The sequence below is a fragment of the Flavobacterium sp. genome (assembly GCF_047602195.1).
GTDB lineage: Bacteria > Bacteroidota > Bacteroidia > Flavobacteriales > Flavobacteriaceae > Flavobacterium.
In genome coordinates, this window is the sequence record NZ_JASGHW010000004.1 from 718,055 (window position 1) to 731,237 (window position 13,183).

A 13,183-nucleotide genomic window follows, 5' to 3' on the forward strand; every position below is an offset into this window, starting at 1 on the left:
TTGCGTCGATACCTATTCGTTCAAATTGACCAGTCAAAGGGATAAAACTTATTTGAAAACAGAACAATTAGGTTGAAAAGGACGCTAAATTCGTCAATCATAAAAATAGCCCTAATGTTTTTTCGTTTTTTACATTTAACTGTGATAAAAACTATACAATTCCTAATTTTATTCTTAATTGACCCCTGTGCTGAATTTGTAGTGGACATCATTGCCGTGTGAAGTGAGGTGTTGTGCGCAAAAATACCCCCAAAAAAGCGTTTTGTTGTGGTAATGTAATGTTAACGAAAACGATTTCAAATGGTGTGTTTGGGTCAAAATCGCTTGAATTCGTGCTGATTTGTGATTTTTTCCAATTTGTTACGGGTGCCAGCGGTACAACAAAATCATCAGGCAGAAAACCCTTTTTTGTTGGTGTCTTGATGAATCGCTTCCATAAAATTAAACCTACAAATCAAAAAGGTTGTTGTTTTTTGTATCGTTGAGAAGGAAGGTCAGAGGCGGGAAATGACGAGCGATGGACCCAATCGAATCCATTAAAAATTCGTTATTGATTTCTCAAATATTTGTTAAAATCATTTAAAAGTTCTAAGTTTGGCTTCGTCTTGAAAAATGACCTGCTTTAGGACAATCCCCAGAACCACTTATCGGCTTAACCTCCATGTTCAACTAACCAAACAACACATCATGGAGTACTTTACACGATTGTCTTTAATCAAAAAACTAGGCTTTTTACTTTTCCTTATTGCTTTTTCGAATGCCTTGACGGCGCAGGTCAGGATCAACAGCACCAATTATCCCAATTTGCGCGAAGCCTTCAATGGCATCAATGCCGGGCATTATGTGGGCCAAAACATCGTTATTGAGATTACCGGCAATACTACGGAAAGCCAAAAGAGCGAAATCACATTTAACACGCCGTCCTATCAATCCATTACGATTCGTCCTTCAGGAACGGGCACCAGGACGATTACCTTTCCCTCCGGAGTTGCAGAATCTATCGTATTCAGGGACGCACACGACATCACGATTGATGGAAACAACAAACAACTTAGTATTGTAAACCATAACGGTTATCGGGCCATCCAATTCTACAACACCGATGATGTAATCGTAAAGGATTGTCTGGATTGCCGGCCACAGTAACGGCGGGATGGTGTATGTTGGAGGTGCCAGCGAAAATTGCCAGATTACAGGATGTCGCATCGGCAGTGTCAATTACCTCTACTTACCGGAGATGGGTATTGAGGTTCAGGGAGGCGGCCCAAACGGAAGTCCCAATAATATTACCATCGAAAACAACCTGATTTCCGATTATGGCCATAGTCCCGGTTCGGTCAATACCACTTCGGGTGCGATTTCGTTAACCATGGCCGGTTCTTTCAAAATCAAGGGAAACCTGATGTACCAATCGTTTGCGCATCCGTCAAGGTTAATTTATCCGATTTATTTGGCTGACATGAATAATAATGTGGGTAGTGCAAGCGAGATTTCCAACAATGTGATCGGAGGCCAAGCCAGTAGTGGTATATTTCCCATTACGAATGAAAGATGCCTTGTCTACAACGCCATCAGGTATTCTGGACCTTCGGCCTTTGTGGTTAAGATTGATGAAAATATCATCTCGGACATTACCGTAGAAGGCATCGACTGGGAGACTTCCACCGATCATGACTTCACCGGGATCAATATCATTGCGGGCTCGGCGACCATCACCAACAATACCATCGGAAGCGTCATCAGTACAGGTAAGATTAAGGTCAACAGCAACAATACCGGCGCGACTACGATCTTTGGAATCAAGACCGTCCGTACTGGAAAATTTACCATCACCAGTAATTTCATCGGAGGATTTGAGGCTTATACGCCCGCAACGAGTATTCCGATCACTATGTACGGCATCAATGTGGGCTATGCCGGGGAGGAAGTAGGAAACAACCAGCAGATGACCTGTACCAATAACTATATCGGTGCCGATGTGCCTTTGTCGTTCAGGAACGATTCGCAGCATGCCGCCAGTTCCGTTATTGGAATTTCTACCACGAACCAATTCGGACCCATCAGTTCGAATACGATCCAAAACCTGAGTGGTTATGGCCTTACGAATGGTGTAGTCGGGATCGAGCGGATTCTTTTCGTGGGCGCGAATGGTGCCAAACCGATATCGGGCAACACAATCTACAACCTGCACAATGGCAATGCAAGCGCTGCGGGCGAGACTATTGGCGTCAAACAGGACATTTCGGTGCAGACCGACTCCAATGAAATCGAACGCAATTTCATCTATGGCTTGACTTCGGCTTCTTCGAACGCATCGGCACAGGTCACCGGTATCGATATGATTCACTTGCCAAGCAGGGTACTCAACAATATGATTGCGCTCACGGGCGACACGGCTGCGGCGCAAGTCACGGGAATCAAATCGAACTACAGCACTGCATCTTTCACCCAGGGACATTTTGAAAACAATAGTGTCTACATCGGTGGAACGCAAAGTGTAGGCAATGCCCCTTCAAGTGCTTTTTACATGACGGGCACCACCATGATCATGCACAAAATCTACAACAATGTTTTCGTCAACAGCAGAACCCTTTCGGGCAGCAGCACGGCAGCACGTTACGACATTTATTACAACCCGGCCTATACGAATTACCGCGATTTAAAAGCGAACCTGTTTGCCGATCCGAATTTTATCGCACCAACGGCCACCCCGCCGAACCTGCACATCAATCCGGCCATACCGACTTTGGTCGAGGCGCGCGGTTATACCGATGGTGGTTTTCACCCATCGGCAGATTTTGACAACCAGACACGCTCGGGACTGACACCGGTCGATATCGGGGCCGATGCGGGGAATTTCATCAAAATCGAGAATTTGGTCATCGATGCCGTAAGCGCGACGAATGTCTGTACCGATTGGTATTTCAATGTCACGGGTACGGGATTGTCTACGGTCACCGAAGCCAAAATTGGCAGTACGGTCATGACCATTTCGAGCATCAGCGATACTTCACTTACGATTGAAACCGGAAGTGTCGCGTTATCGGGGACTTTACAATTGACGTATCCGGTCGGCACGGTCACGCATCCGACAACCATCAATATCTATACACCGCCGACGATTACCCAACAGCCCAATTCGTTAACCGTTTGCCCGGGTACTCCAGTATCTTTTAGCGTGGCGGCCACAAATGCGGTGACGTACCAGTGGCGCAGGAACGGTTCGGGGATTGGAGACGACAGTACCTTTTCTGGGACGAACACGCCGACGCTCAACATCAGTAATGCCTCGCTTGTGACCGGAAGCTATGATGTGGAAATCATGGGTACGGCCGATGCCTGCCGCGTGGTGTCGGCTGTTGCAGTTCTTTCGACCAACATTCCGCCGTTGCCGGTCATCAGTGCCAGCGGAACGACGAACATCTGCCAGAACGGTTCGGTGACCTTGTCTACGAATTACAATGGGCCGGCGATTCAGTTCAATGGCGGCAACCAGTATTTTGATTTCCCACGCCAGTTTTTGGGCGACTTCACGATTGAATATTGGGTCCGGACGACGCAAACCGGAAATTCGGGCAGCAACTGGTACAACGGCCAGGGCATCGTCGATGCGACCTCGAGTACGGTCAATGATTTTGGTACTTCGCTCGTGGGCAACCGATTGGCGTTCGGGGTAGGGAATTATATCTTTAGCTCTTATTTTTCGAGCACCATCATCTCCAACACGGTCATCAATACCGGGCAATGGATCCACGTGGCCGTGACGCGATCGACTTCGGGACAATTGCGGATCTACATCAACGGTAATCTCGATGCGTCGGGCGGCACGGCTATGAACGCAGGTATCGCAACGCCAAACCTTAGGGTCGGTGGCAAACAGAACGGCGGCAATTTCTTCAACGGTGCCATCGATGACCTGCGCGTGTGGCCTTATGTGCGTACGCAAAACCAAATCCGCTCGGGCATGAGCCACAGTTATCCACCGGGCACAATCGGACTGAACAATAATTTCACGCTCAATGAAAACGGCGGTTCAAATGTGACGAATACCGCTACGGGCCAAACCTCTGCTTTGCCCAACGGCGCCAGTTGGACGAACAGGTCTACGACTTCCAATTACAACACTTACCTGTGGTCGAATGGGGCCACAACACCGAGCATCACGGTCAACACGGCGGGCAATTATTCCGTAACCGTAACCGATGCCAACGGCTGTACGGGAACCAACGCGCCAACTACCGTAACGGTACAAAGCATTTCGGCCACCACGGCTGCTACAATATGTGTCGGAAGTTCAACAGTACTTTCGGCCAGTGGCGCGGTCAGTTACAGTTGGAGTCCGCCAACCGGACTTAATGCCACCGCCGGGCCGTCGGTAACAGCCAATCCGACACAAACCACGACTTATACCGTGACGGGACAAATGGCCAGCGGTTGCATTGCCACCAAACAGGTCACGGTGACGGTCATTCCGGCCATTACGCTATCGGCTTCGCAACTGTTTATTGCACCGGGCGGAAGCACGACCTTGACCGCTTCGGGCAGTACAGGTTACACCTGGAGTCCGGCCACGGGACTCGATACGACCTCGGGACCAACGGTCATTGCTACGCCAACAGAAACGACTACCTACACTGTAACCCCGGCTACCTGTAGTGGCAATACACGGACAATCACAGTAACCGTTTTGCCGCAACCATCGGCGGGCAACAATGTACTCGATTTCGACGGCACTGACGATTATGTTTCCATTCCGGTACAAACCGCTGCGGTGACAGGCAATTTCACTGTAGAGGCTTGGGTCAAGCCGACGCACGCGACTAAAAGGATGCATGTGTTGAGCACTCGAAATGGCGGCGAATTCGGTTTCGATATCCAGCTCAGGGATGGCAATACCATTCATGCGGACATCGGCAATGGGACAAGCTGGTTGACCACGACGGCCGATGCGAATTTCAATTATACGATTGACGAATGGCTGCACATCGTTTATACCGTTACCCCAGATAATTATAGGGTTTATGCCAACGGGAATTTGGTTGGCATCGGTTCATTTACAGGTTCAGCGATACTCTATGGAGGTGCGCGCTTCATGACCATCGGGAAAAGCGCATCGGAAAATACCTATTTTCAGGGAACGATGGACAACATCCGTTTGTACAATACAGCCTTGAATCCAGCGCAAGTCGTTTCGAATATGGAAGGCAATTACGCCACTTCTGGGTTGCTGGCCCACTACAATTTCAACGTGGGCGTTCCGGGCGGCAATAATGCTGGCCTGACAATCTTACCCGATAGCAACATTCCGGGGAATTTCCATGGAACATTGCACAATTTTGCGTTATTGGGCAATTCGAGCAACTGGGTGAGCAGCAATCCGACACAGACACAGTCAATCATTTTTAATCCATTGGCCGATATCATTTATGGTAATCAATTTAACCTCACAGCCACCACAACTGCCGGACTTGGCGTATCCTATTCGAGCTCGAATCCAAGCGTGGCCGAGGTCTACAATGGCGTGGTGTACGCTTATGGTGTCGGTACGGTCGAAATCACTGCGACCCAAGAAGGAAACGGAACCTATCTGCCGGCCACTCCGGTGGTTCAGACGCTTACCGTCATTCCTAGAACCTTAACTATGTCTGGTGCTTTCGCCCTGAGTAGAGCTTACAATGGCACCACGGCAGCGACCATCATTACCGGTATTTTGGATGGTGTCCTCGGTACGGATGATGTCAATTCCGGGCCTGGTGTAGGAACCTTTAATTCACCCAACGTGGGCAACAACATTTCGGTGACGGCACAAATCTCATTGATCGGCGAATCGGCTGTCAATTATGTTTTGCAACAACCTACCGGATTATCGGCCAACATCAACAGGAAAATCTTGACTATTGCAGGTGCGGCCGCCAACAATAAAATCTACGACGGTACGACGGCAGCTACGATCAGCGGCAGCTTGTTTGGCGTGATTTCACCCGATGACGTGTTCATTGCCTCGAATGCAGGCGTGTTCAGTTCGCCCAATGTGGGGAATAATATTCCTGTCACGGCACAGATGACTTTGGGTGGCGCTGCTATGGGCAATTATATATTGATGCAACCCAGTGGGCTTTCGGCCAACATTACTGCAGCAGAACTGACTGCTGCGTTTACGGGTTCGGCGGTTATCTGTTCGGGACAAAGTACGGCACTTCAGGTATCGATTACGGGCAGTACGGGACCTTTTACTGTCGTGTACTCCGATGGGAATCTCCAGTACACCGTCAACAATTACCACTCGGGCGGCAACATTAACGTAACACCAACCGTGACCACCCAGTACACGCTGGTTTCGGTAATCGATGGCAGTCTATCGGCAGATGTGAACGGAATCGCTCCGGTAACGGTAACCGTGATGCCAAACATCACCTATTATGCCGATGCCGACGGGGATGGTTATGGTAACGCTGCGGTTTCGCAAACCAATTGTACCGGTGTGGTTCCAACAGGTTATGTGACCAACAATACCGACTGCGACGATGGTGACAACACGGCTTGGCAAACCGCCCTGCTGTATGTGGATGCCGATAATGATACCTATACCAATGGGGTCAGCGAAATGGTTTGCTACGGCAATTCGATTCCTTCAGGTTACGTGTCGGCATTAACGGCCATCGATTGCAATGACGCCATTGCGGCCATCCATCCCAATGCGGCTGAGATTCCATTCAACGGTATGGACGACAATTGCAACGGATTGATTGATGAAAACGGAACCGTTACCACCACCTTATTGCCTTCTTCCTGTGGCAGTACGTTGGCCGCCATGGGTTCGCTTATCGGGATTGAAACCTTGCCTGTCCCGTTGATTACGGGTTACCGAATCCGTTTGACCCATGGGTCTCAAGTGCAGATCATTGAAAGAACGGTTCCGCATTTTACCATGATGGCTTTTCAATCCTATGAATATGCGACGACTTATATGGTCGAGATCCAATTGCAGCGTGCCGGATTGTGGCAGGCCAGTTGGGGTACACCTTGTTTCCTATCGACGCCTGCGATTTTGGAAAGCGGAGGAGCTGCTTCGGTATCGCCTTCGCAATGTGGAATTACGTTGCCTAAAATCAATACCCTCATTGCCACGACGAGTATTTTTGGCGTGACCGGATACCGCTATCGCGTGACCAACCTGACCGATCCGTCTGGAGTGAATGCGGTCCAAGTAATCGAACGCACGCAAAACTGGTTCAGCCTCCAAATGCTCACGCGATACAACTATGGTACGCTCTACCGCATCGAAGTGGCCGTCAAGACCACTGGGAATTACGGCGGATTCGGCGCACCGTGTGAAGTTTCTTCGCCACCGGTTCCATCACTCGTGAACTGTGGCGGGGTGGCACTTACCGGAACGCAAACCATAGCCGCAACCAGTGTTTCTGGGGCGACACAATACCGTTTCCAGATTACCAGACAATCGGACAATGCGAGCACGACCATCGACCGCAACGCCAATTATTTCATCTTCAATTCGGTTCCGTCTTCGGCCTTTACGGCGGGCGCTTTGTACAGTGTCCGCGTGGCCGTCATGACTACGGGAACCTGGTCGCCTTATGGTGATGCCTGTGAAATTACGGCTCCGGGAGGCACGGCCAAAGCAATGGCTGCGACTGCAACCGAATCGGAAACAACCGATTGGTTCAAGGCGCAGGCGATGCCGAATCCTTTCACCGCTGATTTCAATATCGAATTGAGCAGCTCGGGCAACGGAGCGGTCGATTGGAAAGTATACGACATGCTTGGCCGATTGATCGAGTCGAGGACGGTGGAATCGGAAGAAGTAAGCGTCGAGAAAATCGGGGCGAATTATCCGTCGGGCGTTTACAGTGTAATCGTGAGCCAAGGGACGAAAGTCAGAACGCTACGTGTCATCAAGCGATAATCTTCAACGAATAAATAAAAGCCTCCGGTGTACGATTGCATCGGAGGTTTTTTATTTGCTAACATTGGCTTTGCGTTCTTAAATGTAAGCTTACAAACCCAACATTGGCTTAAACTTCCCGTCTTGTTTTGTTAATCCAAACATAAAGTTCTTCTAATCTGTCCTGTTGATGGGCTGGTTAATTTCGTGTGCACAATTTCCTAAACCACCACACATGAAATTAAAAATTACCTGCTGCCTATTGATGGGCTTTACCAGTTTGGGTTACGCCCAATTGACCGCACCCGGAGACCTTGCCTTCGTAGGCTTCAATGCCGATGGAAACGACGACCTCGCCTTTGTCACCTTCAAGGACATCCCGGCCAACACCAACATTTATTTCTGCGACTCCGAATGGAACGGATCGGCCTTCGGGACCGACGAAGGCGATTTTACCTGGTCGTCCGGAACTTCTATCATTCCCGCCGGCACCGTCATCAGTTTGAACAGCGTGAGCTCGGGGATGACCGCTTCATTGGGAACCATTTCACAAAACAACGCAGGGGGTCTGTCCAATGACGAGGAAGCGATGTTTGCCTTTCTCGGAACCGGCCCAAGGATACCCACGACCCTGCTCGCCGCGATTGCCAACAACGCCAATGCTTTTGGAACCTTGAGCGGAACGGGATTGACCGCCGGTACTTCTGCCATCGTTTTGCCCGAAGGAGCCGACATCGCCAATTATGGCGGACCGCGCACGGGTTTGAACCAAACCAGTTACCTTGCCCAACTCAACAATCCTGCGCAATGGCAAGTCGAGAATGCGACGGGAGACAATTCCAGCAACAGTATTTCGCCTGATTTGCCGTTTAACGCAACGCCATTCGCGATCAACGGAGGCGGCAACCTACAGCCGTCGTTGGCGTTCAGTTCCGAGTTTAATTTTGTTGCTGAAAATGCGGGCACGGTTTCGGTTGCCGTGGCTTTGTCGGCCAGCTCGCCCGTAGCAGTGACCGCGCAAATTTCGGTTTTGCCCGCAATAGGCAATGCCGTTGCCGGTACCGATTTCACCTTTTCGCCCCAAACGATTGTTTTCCCGGCCAATTCCACCGAACCGGTCAACATTGCCGTGTCGCTTACAGACAATGCCTATGGCAACATCGACAAGTTTTTTGTACTCCGATTGACCGATGCCAATGGCGCGACTTTGGGCATGTCCTATAAAACAATCTACATCCTCGACGACGACAACCATACCCCGACGGCGACCAACGCACTCGACATCGATTTTGTGAACAGTTATGCGGTCGATGGCTCTGGCTCTGCCGAGATTGTGGCTTTCGATCCGGTTTCGAAAAGATTGTTCGTACTCAATTCGACGGCGACCAAAGTGCACATCCTCGATTTTTCCAACCCATCGAACATCACGCCGGTGCAGACCATCGATATGTCGGCCTACGGCATCGGTGCGACGAGCGTGGCCTGTAAAAATGGCATTGTGGCCGCAACGGTCGAAGGGGCCGATTTTGGCAACGGAAAAGTCGTGTTCATGGACGTCGACGGAAACAACATCCACGTGGTCGAAGCCGGCGTGTTGCCCGATATGGTAACTTTTTCCCCGGATGGCATGAAAGTGTTGACGGCCAATGAAGGCCAGCCCAAATCGGACTATTCGATCGATCCCGAGGGCAGCGTTTCGGTCATTGACGTGAGCGGCGGTCTGGGCAATATCGGTCAAGCCAATGTCACGACGATCGATTTCCACGCGTTCGATGCACAGAAAGAAAACCTGAAGCAACAAGGTGTGCGCATCTTTGGCCCCAATGCAACCGTTTCACAGGATTTCGAACCCGAATACATCACGGTTTCAGAAAACGGACAGACGGCCTGGGTGACGTTGCAGGAAAACAACGCGATTGCTACAATCGATTTGGCCACGAACCAGGTCACGGCCATCCATCCGCTTGGGCTCAAAGATTTTAGCCTTGCCCAGAATTCGATTGATTTTTCAGACCAGTCGCCCGAGATTTTCTTTTCGACCTGGCCCGTCAAAGGCATGTACATGCCCGATGCGGTTGCGAATTACACGGTCAATGGCGTGCCGTATTTGGTCACGGCCAATGAAGGGGACGTACGCGAATACGATGCCTTGGAAGAAGAAGTAAAAGTGGGCAGCGGTTCGTATGTTTTGGATCAGACCGTGTTCCCGAACGCGGCCTTGCTCAAGAAAAACAACAACCTCGGACGATTGGCCGTCACCAACCAAGATGGCGACCTCGACGGCGATGGCGATTTCGATGAAATCCATGCGTTTGGGACACGTTCGTTCAGCATCTGGAATGGAAATACAGGCGAATTGGTCTACGATTCGGGTGATGATTTTGAACGGATTACCGCTGCCGATCCCGAATTCGGCGTGCTGTTCAATGCGAGCAACGACAACAGCAACAAGAAGAACCGCAGCGACAACAAAGGCCCGGAACCCGAAGGCATTACCGTCGCCCATATCAACGGCGCGACCTATGCGTTGATCACACTCGAGCGCATCGGCGGGGTCATGGTCTATGACGTGACCGATCCGGTGCATCCGGTTTTTGTCTCCTATAAAAACCATCGTACGGCCATGCAGGGCGATTTGGGGCCGGAGGGCATCATCTACATCAAACCCGAAAACAGCCCGCTTGACAAAGGATTGATCGTGATGGCCAATGAAGTCAGCGCGACGATCAGCGTTTACCAAATCAACAACGACTTGTTGGGCTTGGAACCAATGCAGGCGCAAAGCGACTTTAAAGTGTATCCAAACCCCGCAAATAACGGAATGCTGTACCTGAGCCGTCCGGCCGATGTGGTATTGTACGATATTTCAGGCCGAAAGGTGGCCGAGAAAAACAACGCGTCGTTCCTCAATGTGGGCGGCATTTCCAAAGGAATCTACCTGCTGCAAACGGCAAACGGCATAAGCCGCAAAGTAATTATTGAATAAAATTGGGTTATAATATAGTTCTTGCGCGAAAGCCTGTCTTTAGGGATGGGCTTTTTTTATGCGTACCGTTTAATATTCCATTGATTCTAAGTTGGTCGTGCTGTAATACTTTTTTTCAAGAAATCCATCTTTGTAGGCTTTTAGGAACATTTTTATTATGATTTTCTCATCGTCGGTGTATTCTGCTAAATTGAAGTTTTCGATTCGGGCCTTAATGTTTTCGAGATCCATCCCGGCAAAAAATTGATACTTGGCGACTTGGTATCCTATCTGGTCTCCCGAAGACATCGAATTGCGTTTCATTACCATGTGAATAAATCTGATGAGGTTTTTATTGTCTTTAATCAGCGAAGGGAAATTAGCGTCATAGTAGTCGCTGTGGTTGTATTTTACAACGCTTAATATTGAGGTCAATTCATCATCATTGAGGTACTCTGGATCTTTTAAAACTTTGTCAAATAAAAATTTGGCAGCATTGCCGTGATGCCGTTTAACCTGATCAAAAAATTCGTTTTCTATAATTTTATCTATCGGAATAAGTCCATCGTTCAGGATGTTAAACCAAAGGTTGTTGTGTGATAATTTGTCTTGGTCAAATTGGGATTTTGAATAGAGCAAATTGTCGGCTATAAAAAATGCCGAGAAGCTGTAATCTTTGTTGGTGTTTGAAATGTGCTTTAACAATATATCGCGGCGTTTGTCAATTTTTTCATGGTCTAACATTTTAGAGGCAAACCGGATTAAAGTCATAAAATTGATGTCGAGTCCCCAAAACGATTCCTTTTCATACTTTAATGAATCGGTAAAACCCAAACAAGCCAATATCATGTTTTCAATTTTGGCAGTTTCTTGATTCAGGCTTTTTATCTCTAGCCAATTTAGAAAATCGAATAGTTTTTTCTCGGAGGTTATTTTTTTGAGTATGTCAGTCTGTTCCGTTAGGTCGCTTTCATTAATAAACTTATCGAATACCTGTTCCGGAATATCCAAGGAACTCAGTTGAAGATTGAAATACCGATCAAAATAATTGGGATTGGCTGCCCTGCGGTCGCGGATCAGGGCTTTAGAATCGATTGAATCGAAGAAACTCATGATCCCGGTAGAGAAAAGGTTGTTTATTATTTCTTTCGTTGTATTGTTGAATTGGGTTTGATTGATAAAATCTTTTGTTGAAGTTTTGGGTGTTGGTGAAGCCGCATAAATTGTTTCACTGTCACGAAAAACAAGAGAATCCTTGTTTTCGATAATGAATTCATAACTTTCGTAATCAAAAATTCTTAACGCTTCAACCAGTAGAAAATCGGTTAAGTTTAATTCAGAATAAATACTCGGCAGCCGAAGTTTTATACTATTGTTAAACCGATAAATATCCCGCAGTGATTTAAAATAACGCATGAACGGCTTGTCTTTTATCGTTTCAGTCAAATTGTAAATCAAATCGCGCAACTCGCCTTGTGGAAACAAATCATTAAAACTATCAATAAAGATTCGGGTAATATTTTGCCTAGATATTGGCGGTAACGTATAATCGATTTGAACAATTTTTTCAATATACTTTTTTCCATTATCGCCGAATTGGCGTTTGAGCGCGGACAATACCACCCCTTGGTCATAAGCCAGTAGAAAAATAGTATTTGCAAAATTTCCGTTGAGCTTGACCAACTGGAAAATATCGGTTATTTCAGAAGGCGTCAACCGGTCTATATCATCAATCGTTATATACAATTTAACTTTGGAATTAATCAGAATTTGATCAATATCTTTTTTCAATTGTTCTACATCTTTAGACTTGCTTATACCGTCTAGAAATTCCTTTGCATCAGCAACAGCTTCACCCGCACCTTGGTGTATGTATTTCAACCAGTTGAGATGACTTAAGAAGTCTGCTATTTTTTGAGAAATACCTTTGAATTTCTCTTTGTTGCTTTCGAGTTTTAAAAGCATTTCTTTCAAAAAAATATTCTGCAGTTCTTTTTGACCTGTAAACATCCACGGATTGAATCGGATAACAATGATTTCATTTCCATTCTCGACAGAAATTCGCTCAACTTCATTAATGATGAAATTAATTATAGTCGATTTTCCCGAACCCCAATTCCCATTTATTCCTATAACAATGCTTTCATTATTGTCGCTAAAAGAATTGACCAAACCTGATGCTACTTCAGTCGCGAATGAAAATCTTCCTAACTTGTCGTCTGCTCTTTTATTTAACGGTAAATCACTATTCATCTGTTCTCATTTAAATTACCAATAACCGAATTCTCGCTTTAAGAGTGGAATGTTGCCAATGC

At 47.6% G+C, this 13,183-nt stretch carries 4 protein-coding genes; 3 read left to right on the forward strand and 1 reads right to left on the reverse strand.

The window, feature by feature from the left end; genetic code table 11:
• Nucleotides 1-687: 687 nt before the first annotated feature.
• The 3 genes from QM717_RS09385 to QM717_RS09395 all read left to right on the forward strand — a co-directional run bounded on the left by QM717_RS09385 (nt 688) and on the right by QM717_RS09395 (nt 10,889).
• A complete protein-coding gene (locus tag QM717_RS09385; RefSeq protein ID WP_415037141.1) occupies nt 688-1,146 on the forward strand; it encodes a hypothetical protein in 459 nt (152 codons plus the stop codon).
• 7 nt (nt 1,147-1,153) lie between these two features.
• Nucleotides 1,154-7,924 (forward strand): LamG-like jellyroll fold domain-containing protein, encoded by a 6,771-nt coding sequence (locus tag QM717_RS09390; RefSeq protein ID WP_415037143.1) that lies wholly within the window; start codon nt 1,154-1,156, stop codon nt 7,922-7,924.
• A gap of 214 nt (nt 7,925-8,138) precedes the next feature.
• On the forward strand, nt 8,139-10,889 hold the full coding sequence (locus QM717_RS09395; RefSeq protein WP_415037145.1) for a choice-of-anchor I family protein: 2,751 nt from the start codon (nt 8,139-8,141) through the stop codon (nt 10,887-10,889).
• Nucleotides 10,890-10,958: 69 nt separating this feature from the next.
• Here QM717_RS09395 and QM717_RS09400 read toward each other — a convergent pair whose 3' ends face one another.
• Nucleotides 10,959-13,121, reverse strand: coding sequence for a P-loop NTPase fold protein (locus QM717_RS09400; protein WP_415037147.1), 2,163 nt, complete (start codon nt 13,119-13,121; stop codon nt 10,959-10,961).
• Nucleotides 13,122-13,183 lie beyond the last annotated feature (62 nt).

Bases quoted from the DNA above. Each gene is read 5' to 3' on its own strand.
- QM717_RS09385 (WP_415037141.1), top strand. From the start codon at position 688: ATGGAGTACTTTACACGATTGTCTTTAATCAAAAAACTAGGCTTTTTA.
- QM717_RS09390 (WP_415037143.1), top strand. From the start codon at position 1,154: ATGGTGTATGTTGGAGGTGCCAGCGAAAATTGCCAGATTACAGGATGT.
- QM717_RS09395 (WP_415037145.1), top strand. From the start codon at position 8,139: ATGAAATTAAAAATTACCTGCTGCCTATTGATGGGCTTTACCAGTTTG.
- QM717_RS09400 (WP_415037147.1), bottom strand. From the start codon at position 13,121: ATGAATAGTGATTTACCGTTAAATAAAAGAGCAGACGACAAGTTAGGA.